Genomic DNA, 21,448 nt, shown 5'->3' with positions numbered 1-21,448 from the left:
TTAAACAACATAATCATCTACCCCTATCTAACAAAGTTAATGCCATGCGCAAAACATTAGGCATATCTGCTTCAGTTACAGGAGCAACAATATTATTTTCAGCGCAAACTTGTTCAACAGCTTTTTGAGCATCCGATTGACGCCAACCAAGAGAAACAAGACCATCAATTACGGCGCTAACGCCAGTATCAATAGTTTTGCTGCTTGAAGCGTCAGAGACGTCTGCAGATAAACTGTTAAGATTAATAGAACCTTTAAGCTCCAGAATAATCTTCTGAGCACCTTTTTTACCCAAGCCTGGCGCGGAAGAAAGAGCAGTAACATCTCCTTCGGAAATAGCTTTCAAAAGACGATCAACATTAAGAGTAGAAAGAATTGAAAGCGCAACTTTAGGACCAATACCACTTACTTTTTGAACCTGCAAAAACATGCGTTTAGCAGCTTGAGTTGTAAAAGCGTATAAAGTTATTGAATCCTGAGAAGCCTGCATAGAAGTATAAACACGAACTTCCTGCCCCTCGTGCAAAGAAGACAAATCTTGAGAAGGCATATAAGTTTCGTAACCAACGCCTGAAACAAGAATAAGAGCAGTGCGAGCATCAACAGACGCTACTTGACCAACAAGCATACCAATCATAAACGCTCACCTTCCAGCAATAAAAACTCACAGCACAAAGTAGCAGACAAGTCAAAAAACAAATAATAGAACATCTGTTCTATTATTATCCTACATGCCTCGAGAGACAGAAGCTACACCGCGAGCCGCACGCTGAGCTAAAGCCCACTGTTTTTGAGCTGGCGTTAAATGCTGCTCTCGCTCGCCGCCTTGCAAAGCACCTTCCGGACGAAGAGCGTGACAAATTGCCTGAGCTAAAGCATCAGCAGCATCAGCCGGAGTTGGAAGCATATTAAGACCAAGAAGACGAGCAACCATGCGCTCAACCTGAGGCTTTTGCGCCTTACCGTTGCCAGCAACAGCAAGCTTAACCTCAGTAGGAGTATGCAAAGCGACTGGAATATTGCGTTGAGCGGCAGCCAACATAGCAAGACCAGCGACTTGAGCAGTTCCTAGAACAGTATTTAGATTTTCCTGAGCAAAAACACGCTCAATAGAAACAGCATCCGGAGAAAAGCGCTCAATCTTTTCAACTAAACCATTGTAAATCTTAAGCAAACGCAAATCTTGAGAAAGATTCGGATCAGATCGCAGTACATCGACGTGAATAAAAGAAAGCCGACGCGAAACGCCGGCTTCAATCACGCCGACCCCGCAGCGTGTAAGCCCGGGGTCAACGCCCAAAATCAACATATGAAACTATTCTGCTTCCTCAAGCTGAGCCATAACTTCATCCGATGCAGTCCAGTTGCTGTAAATATTCTGAACATCATCAAGGTCGTCGAGATTATCAATCAAACGAGAAACCTTCTGAGCATCTTCAAAGCTTAACTCAACTTCGTTATTTGGATGCATAATAATATCTGCAGAATCGTAGTCGAAACCAGCATCCTGCAAAGCCTTACGAACGGTAACCAAATCGCTGGAATTAGTGTAAACGGAGTACACATCACCATCGTCAGCTACATCCTCAGCACCTGCTTCTGCAGCAACTTCGAAAAGCTTATCGTAATCAACGCCTTCGGATGGAACTTCAATCAAGCCCTTACGCTCAAAGTTGAAGCTCACAGAACCACTTGTTGCCAAAGAACCATTACCCTTAGTAAGAGTGGAACGAACATCAGCAGCAGCACGATTACGATTATCGGTAAGGCATTCAATAATCAAACCAACGCCTGCAGGAGCATAACCTTCGTAAACAATCTCCTCGTAGTTAGCGCCGCCAGCTTCTTCACCAGATCCACGCTTCACCGCGCGCTTGATGTTATCGGCAGGCATGGAAGCCTTCTTAGCTTTAACGATGGCATCGTACAACGTAGGGTTACCATCAGGATCTCCACCGCCCAAACGAGCAGCGATTTCAATGTTCTTAATAAGCTTGGCAAAAAGCTTGCCACGCTTTGCGTCGATAGCGGCCTTCTTATGCTTGGTAGTCGCCCACTTGGAATGACCTGACATGATACTCCTAAAATGTACAATTAATCAAACGAAACGATTTTATTGCGCTTTCGCGACAATTTTACTTATCTTTTTGTTGAAGACCGTGCTTTACTTCGAGAATACGCTGAATAACAGTTACAATACCGCCAATAGAAAGCAATATCATTGCGCAACTTAACCAGAAAAGTTGATTAGTTATACCAGATACTCCCATAGCAACAAGAATTAGAGCCACACGATCTGCTCTAGTAATCAATCCACTTTTAGGATCAACCGAAATTGACTGACCGCGAGCGCGAGTGTACGACGTTACAAAAGCAGCCATAAGCGCAATCAAACAAGTAAATAATCCAGCATATTTTAACGACATTCCAATAATGGACGGCATCCAAATGCACACATTTTTATTATTTGCCCGCCACAAGCAAATAAACACTGCCATAAATAAGGACCAGTCTGCAATGCGATCAAGAGTTGAGTCAAGAAATGCGCCGAAACGAGTGCCACCAGTAGTTAGTGCAGCAACTGAGCCGTCTAAACCGTCTGCAAGTACGAAAATCGTAAGAAATATTGCTCCTGCAAAAAGTTGTCCTGTAAAAGCCGTTACGAAAGATATAACAACTACTGCTAATGTGCCAACAACTGTTACAGCGTTAGCACTTACGCCTAGGCGAACCAACAATTTTGCAACAGGATCAATAACACGCTTAAAACTACTGCGTAACGATTCCAACATTGAATCAACCCTCCTAAGCATAATCGCAAGTAAAACTTGTGTTCAAACAACACTTTTATACTAACCATGCGGCTGTAAGAAGATACAAGCACCGTTACTAACTCAGCTAACAAACTGAAAAAGTAACGGTAATAAGCAAAAAACCGTTACTAACTCAGCTAACAAACTGAAAAAGTAACGGTAATACGCAAAACACCGTTACTAACTCAGCTAACAAACTGAAAAAGTAACGGTAATAAGCAAAACACCGTTACTAACGCAGTTAATCTGCGAGAGTAACAGTGTAGAGATTTAGATATAAAAGAAGCCCACACAACGTTAAGAAGTGTGGGCTTTTTCTAGTTAAGATTCAGCTTACACCGAAACTTACGTTAGAACCTAAGTTATAACTTAAATCACTTAGTGTAGCGCTCGAAATCTTCAGCAGTATTCACCTGAACGCGCTGCTTAATAATGGAAAGAATCCACTCTTTAGCTTGCTGGGCAGGAACGCCGTTCAATTGGCTGCCATCGCGGAAGCGGAAGCTCACAGCATTGTTGTTCACATCCTCTTCGCCAGCAATCAAAGTGAAAGGCACTTTAGACTTAGAAGCGTTACGAATCTTCTTGCCAAAGCGATCGTCGGAGCTGTCCATTTCGCAACGAACCATATTCTCTTCCAAATCGCTAATAAACTTTTGCAAGTGTGGAGCGAACTCGTCTGCAACAGGAACGCCAGTTACTTGAACTGGAGCTAACCATGCTGGGAACGCGCCCGCGTAATGCTCGAGCAAAATAGCAAAGAAGCGCTCAATAGATCCGAAGAGTGCGCGGTGAATCATCACCGGACGCTGGTGACTACCGTCAGCCGCAATGTACTCCAACTTAAAGCGCTCAGGCAAGTTGAAGTCAAGCTGAATAGTAGAAACCTGCCAAGTGCGGCCGATTGCGTCGCGAGCCTGCACAGAAATCTTCGGACCGTAGAATGCTGCTCCACCTGGATCGTCCACGAGCTCCAAACCAGACTCTTTAGCAACTTCTGCCAAAGTGTTTGTTGCTTCTTCCCAAATCTCGTCGGAACCAACAAACTTGTGCTCATCCTTAGTGGAAAGCTCCAAGTAGAAGTCGTTCAAACCGAAGTCTTTAAGAAGACCAAGCACAAAGTTAAGCAAGCTCTTCAATTCGTCGCGCATTTGCTCGCGAGTGCAGTAAATATGCGAATCATCCTGAGTCAAACCACGCACGCGAGTTAAGCCATGCACAACGCCAGACTTTTCGTAGCGATACACGGTACCAAACTCAAACAAGCGCAAAGGAAGCTCACGGTACGAACGCTGACGAGACTTAAAGATCAAATTATGCATTGGGCAGTTCATTGGCTTCAAATAGTAGTCAGCACCTTGGCGAGTTACGTTACCGTTTTCGTCACGCTCTTCGTCAAGCTTCATTGCAGGATACATGCCATCCTTGTACCACTGCAAGTGGCCGGAAGTCTCGTACAATCCACCCTTAGTAATGTGCGGAGTTTGCACAAAGCTGTAGTGATGCTTGCGATGCTGCTCGCGCGAATAATCTTCCATTGCGTTAATAATTGCAGCACCCTTTGGATGGAACACTGCCAAGCCTGGGCCAATCTCATCTGGGAAGGAGAACAAATCCATCTCTTGGCCGAGCTTACGGTGGTCGCGCTTAGCGGCTTCTTCCATGCGAGTTGTGTAAGCTTTAAGCTCTTCCTTGCTAGGCCATGCAGTACCGTAAATGCGCTGAAGCATAGGATTCTGCTCCGAGCCACGCCAGTAGGCTGCAGCCACACGCTCAAGCTTAAAAGCCTTAATATAGCGAGTGTTTGGCAAGTGAGGTCCGCGGCACAGATCGCTCCAAACTTTATTGCCTTCGCGATCCAAATTGTCGTACATGCTAAGCTCGTGCTTGCTGATTTCGCCAGCAGCAGCAGGATCAAGAGCCGCTTCCTTATCTCCAATCAACTCCAACTTATAAGGTTGATTTGCTTCTTCTTCGCGCGCTTCATCTTCTGTTACAACGCGGCGGCGGAAGCTTTGAGATTCTTTAATAATGCGCTGCATATGCTTTTCGATTTGCTTCAAATCGTCTGGCGTAAATGGAGTATCAACATCGAAATCGTAGTAGAAGCCGTCTTTAATTACAGGACCTACGCCCAACTTTGCGTCTGGTCGAATTTCTTGAACAGCTTGAGCCATCACATGTGTAGCGGAATGACGCATGATTGCGATGCCATCTTCACTATCAAGTGCTACTGATTCCACGGTATCGCCGTCATGAAGAGGCGTGTACAAATCACGCAACTCGCCATTTAAACGCACGGCAATAATATTCTTATCTTCCGCGAAAAGTTCAACGCCAGTGAAGCTTGCATCCACCTCCTTGCGTTCCTCGTTTACGGTGATGGAGATGGTATTTTCAGCCATAATTGTCCTTTTCTATCGGGGTCTTGCGTTACTAATGTGCAGACCTGGACTTGTGTGGCGTCGAATTTCATGCGGTTAAAATTTTATTAAATTAAACGCAAAAACGACGTCAATCGCACGCATTTTTCACGCGCAATCCACTGATACTTTAGGACACCCGTAAGACTTCAACTATGCTGTAACAGATTTGCACTTGCAAATGCCATAAACAATCCGCTCAACAAGTTTAGTTAGAAGGAAGAAAGCTCCAGCACAAATAGCAATAGTGCCTCCTGCTGAAAGCTTTAATATTACGGCAAGAGCTAAGCCTGTGAGCGCAATTAAAATAGACGAAAATACGCAAGATAGCACAAATTTATTAATAGAGGCGATTCTTGATTTTAAAGCTGCGGCAGGAGCAGCAATAAGAGATACTGAAACAACCGTTCCAACAGCTGGAATAATAACAGAAACTGTAATAATGATTAAAGCCAGAACCATACCTTGTATAAAACCAGATTTTCCGCCTGCAGCGCGGTAATTAATCGGATCAAAAGAGCAGTGCACAAGATTAGCAGAATTAAAAATCCACAATCCTAAAGCAAGCAAAAAAGCTACAGAGGCTGAAATCACGTCTGCAGGAGTGCAATTAAGCAAAGATCCGGTTAAAAATCCTTCAATACGAAGCGGCAGAGGCGCAAACCACTTATTCAAAAAATATCCGCTAGCAAAACCAACAGTAAGAGTAATTCCTGCAGCAGCCTGAGAAGAAATACCTTTAATATGCGAAAGTGCGTGCATTACTAACGAAAGAAATACGCACGCAATTGCAGCCCCAATAAATAATCCTAATGAAAGCACATTCTGATCGATTGTATATATAGATGTGCAGACTACTCCAAGAACAGCTCCAGGAAAAGCTGCGTGCGTAATAGATTCAGTAAAGAATATGCGCTGATTTAGAAGAGCTAAAGACCCTACGAAACCACATAATGCGCCAACTACAATCGCTTCAACAATCGGGAGCGCAATAATTTGCCAAATACTTACCATTTAAGCTCCCTGCTTTTTTAAGATTGATTTATTTGATTCATGCGCCGGAATTATTGAGGAAATAAAGCGGAAAGCCCATCGCAATATAAGCACAACAACAAACATTGCACACATGCTTAAAGCAATTGCAGCCTGAGGAGAAACAGGATGATCCAGCTCAAGATTCATAGCGTACATTCCAAGCAAAACGCCTGCAATACCAACAACAATACCAACAGCTACCATGCCAGAAACAGTGCGCGAAACTAATCGAGCGCTAGCACCCGGAATAACAAGGTATCCAATAACAAGAAGAACACCAACCGCAGAAGACGCTGAAACAACAACTGCCGCGATTCCAACGTTTAGCACAATGTCAACAAGCAAAGTGTTAGCGCCCATAAGAGGAGCGCTTGCGCGATCAAAAGCAACTATAATTTGCTGCTTCCATGTGGCTAGCATAACAATAATTGCAAAAATACAAATAAACATAGCTTGAGTCATGCGCTCGTCTGTGACGTCAAGAAGTCTGCCAAACATAAGCGATTCAAGTTGCCCAGACATATCGCCTTTTTTAAGCGAAATTACTACGCCGAGCGCAAAGAAAGTCGTAAGAACAGTAGCAATAACAGACTCGTTAATTCTAGCCGAGCGAGAAGCCCATACAAGAGCTGCAACTAAAAATATTGCGCAAATTGCAGCACCCGGAATAATACGATTAATGCCACCGTATAAAGCTCCGACCACAATTCCTGGGAAAATGCCGTGAACTATAGCTTCTGCATTAAATTCTGCACAACGCAAGTTTACAAATACTCCAACAATTCCACTAGCTACGGAAAGAACTATAAGAAGACAGAATGGGCGGAAAATGTAAGGAGCAGAAGCAATAAAATCAAAGCCTTGAATTGATTCCAACGATTGTCTTAATAACTCGACTAATTGGGCAAGCATTGAAAATCAGCCTTCCGCAATTTCCGAAAAAGTAAGACCTGCAGAAGCAGCAGGTATACTTCCGCCGTATGCGCAAGTAATATTTTCTTTCGTCATCACTTCTTTAAGCGGACCAAACGCAACCTGATGCCCAGCCAAAAGTAACGCTTTTTCGCAAATAGCATCCGCAATTACCAAGTCGTGAGTAGAAACAACAAAAGCTATTCCTTCTTGCTTGGCGGCTTTCATAATATTAAGAAGCTCTCGACGATTTGGCTCGTCAAGACCATTAAAAGGTTCGTCTAGCAAAATAAGAGTTGGGCGCGCAACAATAGCACGCGCAAGTAAAATGCGCTGGCGCTGACCGCCTGAAAGATCGCCAAAACGAACATCCGCGCGGTTAAGCAATCCAACGTGATTAAGAGCGTCCTCAACGGCTTGTTTTTGCTCTTTTTTAAGCAAACCGAGGAATCCAGTTTTTCTGCTCAAGCCCATGGCCACAACCTGACGAGCAGTAATAGGGAAAGTCAAGTCCAAATCAACCTGCTGAGGCACGTAGCCAATGGACAAAGCTTTTGGCATGCTAAGTTCACCGTGACTTACGCGCACAATCCCAATAATGGCTTGCAAAAACGTTGTTTTTCCAGAACCATTAGGCCCTATTAAAGCCAAAGCCTCTCCAGGTTCAACACTACCGTTAATACCTGTAACCACGGTTTTATAACCGTAAGCAAGGCTGCAATTCTTCATTGCAAGGACGCTCTTATTCACTATAATTCCAGTCTTTTCAGTATCTTTTAGAATCTTTCGATTCTTAAAACTACTTCTTTAATGCTGCCTTAACTGACTCTGGAAGGTCCGGAACCTTACCGTTCCAAGCCTTCACCAATGTTTCAACATTGTGAACAATGGAGCCAATGTAGGTTTCACCTGCAGAACCAACTGGTCCCAAAGAGTCGCCATAAAGCGCATCGTCACCAATAATAGCCTTTACACCTGCAGCTGTAGCCACAGCCTTAATTGACTTGGAATTGTTGGAGTTTTCTGCAAAGATTGCCACAGCGCCAGACTTTTTAACATCTTCCGCAGCCTTCTTAATGTGGTCTGCTGTTGCATCCTGCTGGCTGTTGAAGTCAGAAAGTGCTGCACCAATAAACTTCACATTGTAGTCGCGAGAGAAGTAACCGAATGCGTCGTGAGAAGTAAAGAGAACACGATGCTCCTGTGGCACGCTGTTCAAAGCTTTAGTTGCCCAAGCGTCCAAATCCGTCAAAGCCTTAACGAACTTTTCAACATGCTCGTCGAAAATCGACTTGCTTGCAGGAAGAGCCTTGCCTAAGAATGCACCAATATTCTTAACCTGAATCATAGTGTTCTTAGTACTGGTCCAAATATGCGGATCATACTGGAATTCAGGCTCCTTTTCGCCTTCTTCTGGAGGGAATGGCCACTTTTCGGCATGAACTTTAGCAATACCGCGGTCAACCTTGTAAGGAAGATTCTTTTCCTTAGCAGCCTCGGCCTTTGGATCTTTGATTTCGTCTGCGGTAAGAATACCGGAAGTGACGCCCATTGTTCCCTTAAAACCGGTTGCTTCTACAGCCTGATCCAAGAAGTGCTCAAGATCAACGCCGGAAACAAGCATCAAATCAGCCTTTGAAAGAGCTTTAGACTGCGCTGGAGTCATTTCGTGCTCGTGAGCAGAAGCGTTTGGCGCAAGCAAGCAAGTCAAGTTAATTGTTGACTTTGCTTTGTTTGCTGGAGCTCCGATTACAGACTTTTTGCCCTGGGAATCGGTTTTATTAAGGCTTAAACCAGAATTTGCGTCTGCAGTTGACGCGATTTGAGTTACGTAATCGCAAATTTGCGTTGTTGTTGCCACTACGTTTACCTGATTGCCTTTTGCATTGTTTTCGGCAGTTTTAGAAGAGCCGCAAGCGCTCATAGAAGTAGCTAAAAGTGCAACCGCAGCGGCAGTTGCGAAAATTCGTGAAGTTTTCACACTCGTTCCTTTCGGGAATCTTTACTGTTATTGCATGGGTTGATTGCGTAAAGTAGCCATGAAAAATTGTTCATGAAAAAAATAATCATTCGCAATAACGCTTATAGCTTAAATAAAATATGGACGAGGGTCAACAATATTTCAAAAATTTCTTTACATTTTTTTATAAAAGCGCGTGTCGCAAAATTTTCGTCTGTTATAATCACGATTTTTCTTGCATTCTGACGGCAAATAGTGTATACGCAAACGAATATACAATCGATAAAACATAGCGCACCAATCGCAAATATTTACTACAATCATATATATGAGCCCACTTGTAAATTTAGCAACAAAAGATGCTAGTAAATGCCTAAAAATACCGAATCAGTCGAGCAATAAGTATTCCAGAGGAGTTTTAGGCGTAATCACTGGATCTAACGAGTATCCGGGAGCCGCCGTATTAAGCACTCGCGCAGCCGCATACGCAAATATTGGAATGGTTCGTTATTCAGGCCCTATTCGCGCACAAAACTTAGTATTACAAGCATCCCCCGAAGTAGTAGCATCGCAAAATTTGCAAGGAAAAGTTGACGCAATAACAGTCGGCTCTGGCATACCAGACGCAAGCCATTGCAACAGCGAAAGCGCACAAGAGCAAAGAGAACAAATTGCAAACATACTTAAAAACTATGAAAACGAAAGCCAATCAAGCAATATTCAATCACAATCACAATCACAATCACAATCACAAAACGCACTCCCCCCAATATGTGTAGACGCTGGAGCTTTAGATTTACTTCCTAAAAAAGTTTGCGCAAAAGTAGTTTTAACTCCTCACGCAGGCGAATTATGTTCACTTTTTAAAAGATACGATTTAGAAATAAGCGCTCAAGAAATATTGAAAAATCCTGTTGAGTACGCTCAAAAAGCAGCAGATCTTACTGGAGCAACCGTGCTTGTTAAAGGCGCTAAAACAGTCGTTGCCTCCCCAAACTACACTCATACGCCAATATACGTTGCTCAGTACGGCCCAACTTGGCTTGCAACTGCAGGATCTGGGGATGTGTTAGCAGGAATTTTAGGGGCTCTACTTGCACAGCGCGAAAAGCAAGACGAAAGCCGCACAAACTACGCATTTATTGCAGCAAGTGCAGCAGTAATTCACGGAATTTGCGCAGTATTTGCTTCTAGAAGCAGCGGAGGAAATAGCTACGCTCAGCTCGTGCAAGATATGTTAAAAGCAAAAAAGCCGTTGGCTTTAGAACACCCAATTGTGGCAAGCGACATAATTAGCGCACTTCCCCACGTACTTGGGATTCTTATAAACATGAAGTAACTTGCAAAGCAGAAACTACTAAAAGAAAGCGCACATCAGTATGAACACCACAAAACCGCTTAAAATTCACGACGTTATGTTTGATTATTGCCGAGTTCTACTCGAATGGAATTGCCGCAATTGCTTGCAAAAACAGTTCCCGAATTTAGTTGACACAATCTGCCCTAACGGAAGCTTTGGAAAAGATGATTTAGCAGGATTCTACGAGTTTGAAGACCGCATGGACGGTGGCGAGCTGTTGAAAGATCTTATGCCAGAATATGAACGCCGATTTGGAAACGAGCTTGCCGAAGCATTCCGTTGGTATTGCGCAAATTATGATCAGGTTTTAACGCGAATGATGCCAGGAATGATTGATTTGCTTCACGATTTGCAAAAAGCAGGCTACGGAGTGTGGGGACTTACGAATTGGTCGAGTGAAACTTTCCCGCTGGCCCTTCGAAAATTCCCAGAACTTTCAACTCTTTTACAGGGCACTATTATTTCTGGCGTTGAACATTTACACAAGCCACAGCCGGAAATTTTTGAGCTTGCAATGAGGAGATTTAATCTCGAAGCCGAACACACAGTATTCTTTGACGACAAGCCTGCAAATATTGACGGAGCTCACGCTGTTGGCATGCACGGTTTTGTTTTTACAACAGCCGAGCAGGCGCGTAAAGATTTAGCAGCAATTGGAGTTAAACTTTAATTTGGCAAATTCGCATGGCGACGCCTTTTGCTAAATTCGTTACCGGCTCTTATTTAACTCACCACTACTCAACTTACAAAAGTTTATAAAGGAAGCTCAATATGACTTTGCTACAGCTGAAATATATTGTGAAAATCGTCGACTGCGGTTCAATGAACGAAGCAGCGCGAGCACTTTATATTTCACAGCCTGCACTGAGCTCATCTGTAAAAGAGCTTGAACGTGAGCTAAATATTGAGATTTTTACAAGATCAACTCAAGGAATTGTTTTAACTTCCGACGGTGCAGAATTTTTAACATACGCACGACAAGTCATTGAGCAAGCTGATTTGCTTGAGGAACGCTACAAAAGCACAAAGCCACGCCCACAATTGTGCAGCGTTGCAACACAACACTACATGTTCGCTATTGAAGCATTTGTTGATATGATTCGTAGCATAAATTCCGACGAATACGAGTTTTCTATTCGCGAAACGCGCACAAAAAATATTATTAAGCAAGTAAGCGATATGCGCGCAGATCTTGGACTTTTGTACCTTTCGGACTACAACAAGGATGTAATTGGCAAACTGCTTCGCGAAAAACATTTGGAATTCCACCCTCTTTTCCGAGCAAAATTGCACGTTTTTCTTTCCAGAAACAATCCTCTTGCAGCTCACAAAAGCCTGAGCTTGGAAGACTTGAAACCATACCCGTTCATTCAGTACGAGCAGGGAGAAGAAGGAAGCTTCTTCTTTGCGGAGGAAGCAGTGTGGCCAACTCGTCCGCCTAAAAAAATCAACGTTTCCGACCGCGCAACAATCCTGAACTTTATTATTGGACTAAACGGCTACACAATTTGCACTGGAATTAACAACGGCGACTTGAACAACGAAAAAATCGTTACAATTCCGCTAGAATGCGACGACACTATGCTTGTTGGCTGGATTACCAACGAAAGAACTAAACTTTCTAAAGCCTCACTCGCCTACCTTACTCAGCTTAAGTCTGTAATAACAAGGCACGGCTACACGCTTATTGATTCACAAAATTAGACATAAACATACGCATTGCGCAATCAATTACATTTGCATTGCGCAATCAATGCAAAACAAAGAGAAGCAACTCAAAGTAGTGTTGTGTAGTGTAGTGTACGTAGCGCGAGGTTAAGACGCACAACACATAAATACGCTCGCAGCTAATACGTTATGCGTTAACTGCGCGCGATTAATTTTATAAATCAGAAATCAGCAATTAGCAATTAGACACTCAAAACTGGCGCACAAAAAACACTGAAAGTTATCCACATTTCTTTAATCGAATTGACGCCCACTTTTGCTATTCATAAAATCTCTATTAATTCGCCGCAAAGAAAAGGAGGTGCGCGATGAGCATTATTAACGTAGCGGCAAAAATATTGGAAATTATGGGGCCAATGACAACTATGAAACTGCAGAAGCTTGTATATTATTCTCAAGCGCACAGCTTAGCAACAACTGGATTGTCACTATTCCCGGAAGATTTTGAAGCTTGGACAAACGGTCCAGTTTCATTGGAATTATTCAACAGGCATCGAGGAAGATTTACAATTCGCAAAGAAGAACTACTGATTTCTCTTCCGGAAAGATGTGCAGATTTGGAAGATGAGCAGGTGAAAATCATAAAGGAAGTGTGTGCGAAGCTTGGAAATCTTACAGGAAATCAGCTCAGTGAAAGAACGCACAAAGAAGATCCATGGATTCGAGCGAGAATCGGAATACCTGCGAATCAAGGCAGCGAGGAAATAATTTCCAAGAAGTCTATTCACGACTATTACGTGAACCATCCTGTTGTGTAGGCGTGGTTTGGTGAGGAGCGGTTTGGTGAGGAGCGGTTTGGTGAGGAGCGCGGTTTAGTGCGATACACAAAGTTTTTAACGTAGAATTCAAAAACTTGTCAAAATATAAAAGTTTTTAACGTAGGATTCAAAAACTTTGAATTTTTGCAAGTTTTGACACTACAACTCTTACTACGGGATAAGGCGATTAATCTTACGGATTGGCTGCTTAAGTAGAGCGCACACATCGTCAGAAAGCGTATCTCGTAACAAGAGCAGCAAGAAGCAAATGTAATGCAATAGTAACACAACGTAAAACGTTTATAGCATATTGTAAAACAAAATAATACATTGTAGAATGTAATAAAAGTTGATAGCTGAATATCAAAAACTAGAAAAACTAGAGAAATAAGCAAATTTAACGCGTAAAATCTAACCCAATAATAGAAGCAAAGCATTATATACATAAAATCAAGGAGAATATTATGGCAATCAGCGCAACATCGACCCCAGCAAAGGCCTCAGCAAAAACCGCAAGCATTAACGTGCGCGTCACCAAGGATGTTAAAGCGCAAGCAGAAGAATTATTCGCCAGCTTCGGCATAACTCTAAGCGATGCAATCAACATGTTCTTACACAAGTCACTTATGGTAGAAGGACTCCCATTCGACTTAAAGCAGCCAAAATACAATAAAGAAACAATCGCCGCGTTTAAGGAAGCCGAAGATATTCTATCTGGAAAAATTCCAGCAAAACGCTATAACTCAGTGTCCAAGATGATGGACGACGTTTTTAAGGAAGATTAATCATGCTTACTTTAACATACACTTCACAGTTTAAAAGAGACATGAAGCGAATCAGAAAGCGCGGATACGATACACATCTTGTTGATATATTACTTGAAAAGTTACGCAACGAAGAGATTCTTGACGAATCGTATCAAGATCATCCGCTTAAAGGTAAATACCGAGGATTTCGCGAATGCCATGTAGGAGCAGATTGGCTGCTTATTTACATAATTAAGGAAAATGAGCTTGTTTTAACTGCTTCTCGCACGGGAACACACTCCGACGTATTCAACGAGTAGATTTTTAAGACTAGCTAAGGCGGTTATAGGCCAACGTGTGTAAGGAATCATGCCTTAGGCCTTGTAATACAAGCGTTTTGCGGTAATCAAATCTGTTTCCTGCGCATTCTCCACCTGACAAATGTTTCCCGAATCTGCAAAAACGACGATTCCTTTACAGCGTTGTAAATAAAATGTCGGAATTTTGTTGAAAAGTGATTAATACTTTACATGCGTGTAAAGGAGATAACGCTCGCGCATTTGGAAGGTTTTGAGTTGTGTGATTCTCGCAGTCTAAGCGCTCACTGCTGAGCTTGAAATCAATGGGATTACACGCTCCATGTCAAGAAAAAGGAAATGGTGGAGATAATGCTGCACGTGAAGGCTTTTTTGGACGAATGAAAACAGAAATGTATTATCCACCTAACTGAGATAGTACATAAGAATTATGTCAAACCATTAATACTTATATTGGTTTTTACAACAACCACAGAATTAAAATGGGGCTTAACGGAAAGACAATTATGGAACATTGTGCTATAATTGCACAAAATGTCTAAAAATTATCCTAAGACACTCTGATACTTAACCCAAAGCAGTATCGCTCTGGATGATACGCTACATAGTTTCGCTCAAAGGAAAATTAACACAAAAGCATAATCTTGTCTAATCATTGATGCGCATACTTATACTGTCGACAAAACTTATTAGGAGATGTTAACATGCTAACTAATCAGCCAACACAAATACAATTTTCAGAGTTATTTAAATATAAGCTTAATAGGCATGACGATATACATATTCTTGTTGGAGAACAACTGGTGGATATTATAGACTATTCGCCTGAAACATTTCAAACATTATTTCTACATACTATGAAAAATATAAACAGCAGCAAGCTGTACAACATTTGCATGTCTCTTCCTTTTGAAGATGATATTAATATAAAAATATACAATTTAGAGATTGAGGCTGAAAAGAAATATAGCATTGTAAATCGAGATGTTTTACCACTTGGTAATAGTATCATCCAAGCACCTCCGTATTTTACACGTGAAGAGATTTTTCAACTTTTTGCTCATCATTCTATTAAGTTCAGAGGTACAATTAACTTCAATGGATCTATTGAAAACAAAGCAAAACCTTTTGACGCATTTGCATTTGAAAAATACTATTTCGGTAATACTGTTGGAGAAATTAGATTTCTTCGCGAACTTGCAGCAAATGGCGGTAAGGAAAAAACAGAAGATGAAAAGTTTTTCTATAATCTAGGCGCATCAGTTATCGCACCAGTATATGCACTTTATACAGAATGGATTATTAAGTTTTGCAATAAAAATAACATAAAAATTCTTCTTCCATTGATGAGAGAGGCCACAGTACTGTCTACTTGTATAAGAAAATTAACTAAAATACAGTGCGAACCCATATTCTGCTCAAGAAGATTCCTATTTAATGCTAGCATAAACAGTAATAATTTTATTTACAAAATGGAACAAATACTAATCAAATCAAAAGCTACACCGTCAGTACTTTGCAAAGATATAGGTTTAAATGGAAGCGAATTTTCTCAATTCCAAACTATGCGTGACCTGAAAAATGCAAATTATTTAGAACAATTTTCCCAATTTTTATATTCAAACAAATACAAAATTACATCTTATAGTGAGCACCAGCGTAATTTATTTTGTCAAAATCTTCATAAAATAATTGCAAACAAATCAAACCAAAAAATGGCGACAGTCGACATCGGATTTTCAGGAACCTCTGAATCTCTAATTGACGATATACTTAAAATGCAGAGATGTATGCTAAACATCTCACATCTTATTGTGATGGGATCTGACACTGCACAAATAAGAAATATACAAAATGGGCTCCACATTTACAGTTGGCTAGGAATGGCGGGAGAAAATACTCATTTTACAAAGAGACTCATGTATCAAATTCAAACTCTTGAACCACTTATTAACGATATTTGCGGAACAACTCTAGCATACGATAGTAACGGTCCTATTCTAGATAGCATAGTACCAGCTGGCTTAGAAGAAAATTTTCCTCGTGCATTAGCATGCCAACGCGGAATCTACGCTTTCATAGATTTATGGTCGCAGTATCGTGAGTTCTTTGATGTTAACAAATTATTAAAAAATAAGATTGGATTCATCAATATATGGAGAAGGTTAATTGAAACACCAAATGTTGAAGAAGCACAGCATATTGGAACTCTTAAACTCTATGATAATTATACTATCAAAAAAACGGTATATACTGTTCTTGGCGAATCAAATACTCAAATAGTCAATTGCAATACATTTTTAAAAAATAAAAATCATACAAATTCAGACTACCCTCAAGCAAAAGTAGTTATTCAAAATCCAAACTTCTTTAAAAGAGAGCTGATAGAAAAACATTTAAACATACCCAGCAGTAAAAGTATGGTTGATATAATAGAAAAATTAGGAAATAAAAAAGTTGCTATTTTTGCTGCTGGACAACGAGGTAAGGATTTCTTAAAAGTAGCTAAGCTATTTAATATAAATATTTCTTATTTCGTGGATTCTGACAAAAATCTTCAAGGAAAATACATAGATGGTGTACCAGTTGTATCACTGTCAACAGCAAAAGATGTTGATGTCTTTGTCAATGCATCATACAATTATCCGGAAGAAATTTCTCAGATAATTATCAATTATTACAATAAAGACAAAACGATATATACAATAGATTGAGGCATATATGCATGCTGTATTACTTCAAGCTGGAGGAATAGGTATCCGCACCGGGTACAATATACCTAAGCAGTTTATCCCTGTGAAAGAAAAACCAATTATTGCTCACACTTTAGAATGCTTCCAAAATAATGACAGTGTAGATGAAATTTATATTTCTTGCTTAACTGATTGGATTACGACTCTAAGGATAATATGTAAAAATTACAATTTCACTAAAGTACAGCATATTTTTGACGGGGGAAAGAATATATTTGAATCTACAAGTAAATGTATAGATGGAATACAACAAAACATAAATACGAACCCTTTGATTCTAATTCACGAAGCGGTAAGACCACTTGTTACTTCGAAAATGATAGAGGATTCATTTTATGTTGCAGAAAAATTTGGAAATGCTGTAGCATGCTACGAGCAAATAGACGAAACTGCATCTATTGAAAACTGTAAAATAACTTCACTGAATTTTAGTCAAAATTTATTTGTAATACAAAACCCCCATACATTTAGACTAAAAAAATTACTTTGGGCATATCAACACAAGAACGAAAATTTCGGTTACCAAGGCACAGCCGTCCTTATGAATCGACTTGGCGAGACCCTACACTGTTCTAAGGGAGATCGTGACTGTTTCAAAATCACCTATGAGGAAGATATTAGACGATTTGAAATGCTGCTAAACCAACGAAATCACAATCAGTGACGTTTAAAATAACATCAATTAGTAATTTCAAAACGGCCCAAACTCTAGACCTAAAGCGCAGTTCCATGCTCGTCAAGATGAGGATTTTGCTTAGCGTTGCTAAAGCTAAAGAACAGCCCAAATACGCCCAAAGCAAACAGCACTGCAATAGTTATAGCGAGCGCAATCGGCTGGCTTGGGAACCACATAATCACCAAAAATGCGAATGCAGAAATCAAAATCACAGCCCAAGAGCAAACGCCAATAACCTTACGAACTGCATTCCAAGTGTCGTCGCCTGATTCAGCTCTGCGAATGTTTCGGGCAATTTTTTCTTCTTCAGCCGTCACATTAGAAGTTGGCTTCCAAGGTCCAGCACCCTTTTCTTGAAGCTTGCGAGAACGCTCTTGAAGATTATATTCGTCAATCATTCCGCCGCGAGCGCGACCCTTCGTTTCATCATACTGCGAAGGAATACCCCTACGATTCTGCTTATCCCTTGCGCGACGCTCTTTGCGGTTTGCCATGATTAAGTTCCTTTCTACGCTGAAATTTTCGCATACAACGCATCTATTGCACAAAACTCACACAATAAGCACTATTTTAGCACGTAAGGCCTTCTTCACACGCGTCAACGATTCTTTCTATTAATAAATCGTTGAGCAGCCTACCTTTGCGCGTTGCAATAATGCGATTTTCGTGCAACTCTGCCAAGTCTTCCTTGCATACTTCGCGTATAACTTTTTGCAAATGCGAATCGTCAAATCCGCGATTAGTCTTTCGCATCTTTTCGCACAATTCATCAACACTAAGCCCTTCGCTAATACGCAACCCAAGCATTACTTCTTCTATTAGCGCGTCTTCAACGTTTATGCACTCATAGTTTTGCCACGGCACGTTACCTGCGTTAATCGCCTGAGCCCAGCGTTTTGGGTGCAAAATATCCCATGCGCGCAAATTGTATTCTTGATTAGGATTCGCCTTTTTAGCATCCGAATCAACACTTTGCTTACTAAGAGCGCTTGCCGCATTGTAGTGAGAGTGCGCTCCAGGCCCAATCCCAGCCCAATCAATGTTTCTCCAGTAGCCAAGATTGTGCTGAGATTCAAAACCAGGGCGCGCCCAATTAGAAATCTCATACCACTTTAATCCAGCAGAACTAAAAAGCTCATCTGCCAACTCGTATTTTGCGGCTTCATCATCGTCGTTTGGCGATTGAATAGTGCCGGCAGCGATTTGACGGCCCATTTTTGTGCGCGGCTCTACCGTTAGCGCGTATGCGGAAACGTGGTTTACTCCTAGGCTTAAAGCCATTTCTACTGACTTTCGCCAATCATCCAAGCTCTCCCCTGGAGCGCCATAAATCAAGTCAACGCTTGAACGCAAGCCGCAAGCATTTGCCGCATTTACTCCTCGCGCAACATTTTCTGGAGTATGCGTGCGGTCCAAAGTTTTTAGCACGTGCGGCACTGCTGATTGCATTCCAAAAGATATTCGCGTAAATCCACCTTCTGCAAGCGTTTCAATATACTTTTCGTCTGCAGTATCCGGATTTGCTTCCGTAGTTATTTCCGCACCAGTTTTCAATCCCCACAAGTTGCGTATTTCTTGCAAAATTCGAACTAAATCTTGCGCTTTAAGAACAGTTGGAGTGCCTCCGCCAAAGAAAACAGATTGCACTTTAGGCTCGAAAATCCCGTGATATTCCTGCCATTTTTTAACAAGACGCATCTCTTGAATCGCAACATCCGCATAACCTTCGCGGCTTGCACCTTCACCCAAATCGCGAGCTGTGTACGTGTTAAAATCGCAGTAGCCGCAGCGCCTTAAGCAAAACGGCACATGCACGTACACTTCAAAAGGCATGCTTTTAGTTTGCGTAGCTGATTTATTTAATTCAGCATCCAACTCTAAACTCATCCTTCGGACTTTTGCGCAGCGCGAATCTTATCTTTAGTATCGCGATCGTTTGCGCTCTCGTCTGTAGCCAAAGCCGCAACGAATGCTTCCTGCGGAACTTCAACGTGGCCGAGCATCTTCATGCGCTTCTTACCAGCCTTCTGCTTTTCAAGAAGCTTGCGTTTACGCGTAATATCGCCGCCGTAGCATTTAGCGAGCACGTCTTTTCGAAGCGCGCTAATAGTTTCGCGAGCAATAATTCTAGAGCCGATTGCCGCCTGAATTGGAATCTCAAACTGCTGGCGAGGAATAAGACCGCGAAGCTTCTTAGTCATCATAACGCCGTAAGAATAAGCCTTATCTCGGTGCACAATCGCGCTAAAAGCGTCAACCTTATCTCCCTGAATAAGAATATCAACCTTCACAAGGTCGGCAGCTTGCTCGCCATCCTCGTGGTAGTCAAGAGAAGCGTAGCCTTTTGTGCGGCTTTTAAGCTGATCGAAGAAGTCAAAAACGATTTCTGCAAGAGGAATCCTGTAGTGCATTTCCACGCGGTCGGCACTAATGTATTCCATTGTGCCCATTTCTCCGCGATGCTCCTGGCACAAATCCATTACAGCACCAATAAATTCTTTCGGCGTAATAATGTCGGCCGCAACCATTGGCTCAATAATGCGCTTAATTTTGCCTTCTGGAAACTCGCTAGGATTCGTTACATGATGTTCGCTGCCATCTTCGCTTGTAACGTCATAAGTTACGTTTGGGGCGGTAGAAATAAGATCCAAGCCAAACTCGCGGCTTAAGCGCTCGGAAACAATCTCCATGTGCAAAAGACCCAAGAATCCACAACGAAAACCGAAGCCCAATGCAACCGACGTTTCTGGCTCGTAAATAAGAGCAGCGTCGTTAAGTTTTAGCTTGTCAAGAGCATCTCGAAGTTCTGGGAATTGAGCGTTATCAATTGGGAAAAGACCTGCGTAAACCATAGGCTTAGGGTCGCGATAACCATCCAAAGGCTCAGATGCAGGATTTACTGCGCTGGTAATAGTGTCGCCAACTTTAGACTGACTCACGTCTTTTGCGCCTGTAATTACGTAGCCTACTTCGCCGGCTCCAAGCGCCTTTGTTGGAGTCATATCTGGGCTAATAACGCCGATTTCAATAGGATCGTGCGTCATGCCGATTCCCATCATATGCAACTTTTCGCGCGACTTAAGTTCGCCATCAACCATACGAATATAGGTGACGATTCCGCGATACGAATCGTAGACGGAGTCAAAAATAAGCGCGCGAGCAGGAGAATCAGGATTTCCGCTTGGGGCTGGAACTTCCAACACAATTTGATCAAGTAAGTCTTTAACACCTTCGCCGGTTTTGCCAGACACGCGTAGAACATCTTCCGGCTTGCAGCCGATTAAGCCCGCGATTTCTTCAGCATGCTTGTCTGGCTCTGCGCTTGGCAAGTCGATTTTGTTAAGCACAGGAATAATCGTCAAATTGTGGTCGATTGCCATATAAAGATTAGAAAGCGTCTGCGCTTCAATGCCCTGAGTTGCGTCAACAAGCAGCACCGCACCTTCGCATGCTGCAAGCGCGCGCGAAACCTCGTAAGTAAAATCGACGTGACCAGGAGTATCAATCATGCCAAGCGAATACTCTTTGCCCTCAAAAGTCCAAGGAACACGAACAGCCTGAGATTTAATAGTAATTCCGCGCTCTTGCTCAATATCCATGCGATCCAAGAAACGGTCACGCATTTCACGCTCCGGAACGATTCCGGAAAGCTGCAAAATGCGGTCAGCTACGGTAGACTTGCCGTGATCGATATGCGCAATAATGCAGAAATTGCGTATCAACGACTGATCCGTAAATCCTGGCTGGTTATGCGGTGTAATCAAAGCAAGCATCTCCTTATTAAATACGCGGATAGTATTAAATTGCGCAAGCTACGCAAGTAATTAATCTTACCAACTCTACTACCCTAGTCTAGTAAAACAAACGCCGAAAAATTACGCTGCAAATGTAGTCAAATGCAGACGAAACGACAACAAACGCCGGAAAGATACACGGCAAATGTGGTCAAATACAGCCGAAACGACAA

Annotated in this window: 20 protein-coding genes and 1 pseudogene; 9 read left to right on the top strand and 12 right to left on the bottom strand. The window is 42.0% G+C overall.

Annotated elements, in window-relative coordinates:
- Positions 1-13 precede the first annotated feature (13 nt).
- From ruvA to CGSMWGV1500E_RS00995, 9 genes are all read right to left on the bottom strand, one after another.
- Positions 14-637, bottom strand: coding sequence for a Holliday junction branch migration protein RuvA (ruvA, locus tag CGSMWGV1500E_RS00955; protein WP_004129197.1), 624 nt, complete (start codon positions 635-637; stop codon positions 14-16).
- Positions 638-727: 90 nt separating this feature from the next.
- Positions 728-1,309, bottom strand: a complete 582-nt coding sequence (ruvC, locus tag CGSMWGV1500E_RS00960; protein WP_004129195.1) for a crossover junction endodeoxyribonuclease RuvC — start codon at positions 1,307-1,309, stop codon at positions 728-730.
- Between the two features lie 6 nt (positions 1,310-1,315).
- Positions 1,316-2,074 carry a YebC/PmpR family DNA-binding transcriptional regulator gene (locus tag CGSMWGV1500E_RS00965; protein WP_004129193.1) on the bottom strand — a complete coding sequence of 253 codons (759 nt, stop codon included), beginning with the start codon at positions 2,072-2,074 and terminating at the stop codon, positions 1,316-1,318.
- A gap of 61 nt (positions 2,075-2,135) precedes the next feature.
- Positions 2,136-2,792: a CDP-alcohol phosphatidyltransferase family protein gene (locus CGSMWGV1500E_RS00970; RefSeq protein WP_004129191.1), complete on the bottom strand. Its 657-nt coding sequence runs from the start codon at positions 2,790-2,792 to the stop codon at positions 2,136-2,138.
- A 395-nt stretch (positions 2,793-3,187) separates the two neighbouring features.
- Positions 3,188-5,218 (bottom strand): threonine--tRNA ligase, encoded by a 2,031-nt coding sequence (gene thrS, locus CGSMWGV1500E_RS00975; RefSeq protein ID WP_004129189.1) that lies wholly within the window; start codon positions 5,216-5,218, stop codon positions 3,188-3,190.
- Between the two features lie 171 nt (positions 5,219-5,389).
- Positions 5,390-6,250: a metal ABC transporter permease gene (locus CGSMWGV1500E_RS00980; protein ID WP_004129187.1), complete on the bottom strand. Its 861-nt coding sequence runs from the start codon at positions 6,248-6,250 to the stop codon at positions 5,390-5,392.
- Positions 6,251-7,183, bottom strand: a complete 933-nt coding sequence (locus CGSMWGV1500E_RS00985; RefSeq protein WP_004129185.1) for a metal ABC transporter permease — start codon at positions 7,181-7,183, stop codon at positions 6,251-6,253.
- Positions 7,184-7,189: 6 nt separating this feature from the next.
- Positions 7,190-7,912 carry a metal ABC transporter ATP-binding protein gene (locus tag CGSMWGV1500E_RS00990; RefSeq protein WP_004129184.1) on the bottom strand — a complete coding sequence of 241 codons (723 nt, stop codon included), beginning with the start codon at positions 7,910-7,912 and terminating at the stop codon, positions 7,190-7,192.
- 70 nt (positions 7,913-7,982) lie between these two features.
- Complete coding sequence (locus tag CGSMWGV1500E_RS00995; RefSeq protein WP_004129182.1) at positions 7,983-9,164, bottom strand: metal ABC transporter substrate-binding protein; 1,182 nt, start codon at positions 9,162-9,164, stop codon at positions 7,983-7,985.
- Between the two features lie 307 nt (positions 9,165-9,471).
- Here CGSMWGV1500E_RS00995 and CGSMWGV1500E_RS01000 point away from each other — a divergent pair, with 307 nt between their 5' ends.
- From CGSMWGV1500E_RS01000 to CGSMWGV1500E_RS06195, 9 genes and pseudogenes are all read left to right on the top strand, one after another.
- Positions 9,472-10,482 carry an ADP-dependent NAD(P)H-hydrate dehydratase gene (locus tag CGSMWGV1500E_RS01000; RefSeq protein ID WP_004129180.1) on the top strand — a complete coding sequence of 337 codons (1,011 nt, stop codon included), beginning with the start codon at positions 9,472-9,474 and terminating at the stop codon, positions 10,480-10,482.
- A 40-nt stretch (positions 10,483-10,522) separates the two neighbouring features.
- Positions 10,523-11,173: an HAD family hydrolase gene (locus CGSMWGV1500E_RS01005; RefSeq protein WP_004129179.1), complete on the top strand. Its 651-nt coding sequence runs from the start codon at positions 10,523-10,525 to the stop codon at positions 11,171-11,173.
- Between the two features lie 101 nt (positions 11,174-11,274).
- Positions 11,275-12,207 (top strand): LysR family transcriptional regulator, encoded by a 933-nt coding sequence (locus tag CGSMWGV1500E_RS01010; protein WP_004129177.1) that lies wholly within the window; start codon positions 11,275-11,277, stop codon positions 12,205-12,207.
- Positions 12,208-12,539: 332 nt separating this feature from the next.
- Complete coding sequence (locus tag CGSMWGV1500E_RS01015) at positions 12,540-12,989, top strand: Panacea domain-containing protein (protein ID WP_004129176.1); 450 nt, start codon at positions 12,540-12,542, stop codon at positions 12,987-12,989.
- Positions 12,990-13,453: 464 nt separating this feature from the next.
- Positions 13,454-13,774, top strand: coding sequence for a type II toxin-antitoxin system RelB/DinJ family antitoxin (locus CGSMWGV1500E_RS01020; RefSeq protein ID WP_004129174.1), 321 nt, complete (start codon positions 13,454-13,456; stop codon positions 13,772-13,774).
- Between the two features lie 2 nt (positions 13,775-13,776).
- Entirely contained in the window at positions 13,777-14,055 is a 279-nt protein-coding gene (locus CGSMWGV1500E_RS01025; protein ID WP_004129172.1) for a type II toxin-antitoxin system YafQ family toxin, read from the top strand.
- A gap of 307 nt (positions 14,056-14,362) precedes the next feature.
- A pseudogene (locus CGSMWGV1500E_RS06565) lies at positions 14,363-14,456 on the top strand (IS3 family transposase); the annotation flags it as partial.
- A 300-nt stretch (positions 14,457-14,756) separates the two neighbouring features.
- On the top strand, positions 14,757-16,766 hold the full coding sequence (locus CGSMWGV1500E_RS01030) for a nucleoside-diphosphate sugar epimerase/dehydratase (protein WP_004129168.1): 2,010 nt from the start codon (positions 14,757-14,759) through the stop codon (positions 16,764-16,766).
- 7 nt (positions 16,767-16,773) lie between these two features.
- Positions 16,774-17,469, top strand: a complete 696-nt coding sequence (locus CGSMWGV1500E_RS06195; protein WP_004129166.1) for an IspD/TarI family cytidylyltransferase — start codon at positions 16,774-16,776, stop codon at positions 17,467-17,469.
- A 50-nt stretch (positions 17,470-17,519) separates the two neighbouring features.
- On the opposite strand, the gene CGSMWGV1500E_RS01035 is transcribed toward CGSMWGV1500E_RS06195, so the two are convergent.
- The 3 genes from CGSMWGV1500E_RS01035 to lepA form a co-directional block, all read right to left on the bottom strand.
- A complete protein-coding gene (locus CGSMWGV1500E_RS01035) occupies positions 17,520-17,975 on the bottom strand; it encodes a tripartite tricarboxylate transporter TctB family protein (RefSeq protein ID WP_004129163.1) in 456 nt (151 codons plus the stop codon).
- Positions 17,976-18,051: 76 nt separating this feature from the next.
- On the bottom strand, positions 18,052-19,368 hold the full coding sequence (gene hemW / locus CGSMWGV1500E_RS01040; RefSeq protein WP_004129161.1) for a radical SAM family heme chaperone HemW: 1,317 nt from the start codon (positions 19,366-19,368) through the stop codon (positions 18,052-18,054).
- Positions 19,365-21,245, bottom strand: a complete 1,881-nt coding sequence (gene lepA / locus CGSMWGV1500E_RS01045; RefSeq protein WP_032843669.1) for a translation elongation factor 4 — start codon at positions 21,243-21,245, stop codon at positions 19,365-19,367. The genes hemW and lepA overlap by 4 nt, the downstream gene beginning before the upstream one ends.
- Between the last annotated feature and the right edge of the window lie 203 nt (positions 21,246-21,448).

Origin of the sequence: Gardnerella vaginalis 1500E (assembly GCF_000263595.1) — a bacterium.
Lineage (GTDB): Bacteria > Actinomycetota > Actinomycetes > Actinomycetales > Bifidobacteriaceae > Bifidobacterium > Bifidobacterium vaginale_E.
Note: the sequence above shows the minus strand (reverse complement) of the source record. Positions and strands in the feature narration are given on the sequence as shown.

Coding starts and splice junctions, on each gene's coding strand:
- CGSMWGV1500E_RS06195 (WP_004129166.1), top strand. CDS start 16,774: ATGCATGCTGTATTACTTCAAGCTGGAGGAATAGGTATCCGCACCGGG.
- hemW (WP_004129161.1), bottom strand. CDS start 19,368: ATGAGTTTAGAGTTGGATGCTGAATTAAATAAATCAGCTACGCAAACT.
- CGSMWGV1500E_RS01035 (WP_004129163.1), bottom strand. CDS start 17,975: ATGGCAAACCGCAAAGAGCGTCGCGCAAGGGATAAGCAGAATCGTAGG.
- CGSMWGV1500E_RS01020 (WP_004129174.1), top strand. CDS start 13,454: ATGGCAATCAGCGCAACATCGACCCCAGCAAAGGCCTCAGCAAAAACC.
- CGSMWGV1500E_RS00985 (WP_004129185.1), bottom strand. CDS start 7,183: ATGCTTGCCCAATTAGTCGAGTTATTAAGACAATCGTTGGAATCAATT.
- CGSMWGV1500E_RS01000 (WP_004129180.1), top strand. CDS start 9,472: ATGAGCCCACTTGTAAATTTAGCAACAAAAGATGCTAGTAAATGCCTA.
- CGSMWGV1500E_RS01030 (WP_004129168.1), top strand. CDS start 14,757: ATGCTAACTAATCAGCCAACACAAATACAATTTTCAGAGTTATTTAAA.
- CGSMWGV1500E_RS01025 (WP_004129172.1), top strand. CDS start 13,777: ATGCTTACTTTAACATACACTTCACAGTTTAAAAGAGACATGAAGCGA.
- CGSMWGV1500E_RS01015 (WP_004129176.1), top strand. CDS start 12,540: ATGAGCATTATTAACGTAGCGGCAAAAATATTGGAAATTATGGGGCCA.
- CGSMWGV1500E_RS00970 (WP_004129191.1), bottom strand. CDS start 2,792: ATGTTGGAATCGTTACGCAGTAGTTTTAAGCGTGTTATTGATCCTGTT.
- CGSMWGV1500E_RS01005 (WP_004129179.1), top strand. CDS start 10,523: ATGAACACCACAAAACCGCTTAAAATTCACGACGTTATGTTTGATTAT.
- ruvC (WP_004129195.1), bottom strand. CDS start 1,309: ATGTTGATTTTGGGCGTTGACCCCGGGCTTACACGCTGCGGGGTCGGC.
- CGSMWGV1500E_RS01010 (WP_004129177.1), top strand. CDS start 11,275: ATGACTTTGCTACAGCTGAAATATATTGTGAAAATCGTCGACTGCGGT.
- CGSMWGV1500E_RS00965 (WP_004129193.1), bottom strand. CDS start 2,074: ATGTCAGGTCATTCCAAGTGGGCGACTACCAAGCATAAGAAGGCCGCT.
- ruvA (WP_004129197.1), bottom strand. CDS start 637: ATGATTGGTATGCTTGTTGGTCAAGTAGCGTCTGTTGATGCTCGCACT.
- CGSMWGV1500E_RS00990 (WP_004129184.1), bottom strand. CDS start 7,912: ATGAAGAATTGCAGCCTTGCTTACGGTTATAAAACCGTGGTTACAGGT.
- CGSMWGV1500E_RS00980 (WP_004129187.1), bottom strand. CDS start 6,250: ATGGTAAGTATTTGGCAAATTATTGCGCTCCCGATTGTTGAAGCGATT.
- thrS (WP_004129189.1), bottom strand. CDS start 5,218: ATGGCTGAAAATACCATCTCCATCACCGTAAACGAGGAACGCAAGGAG.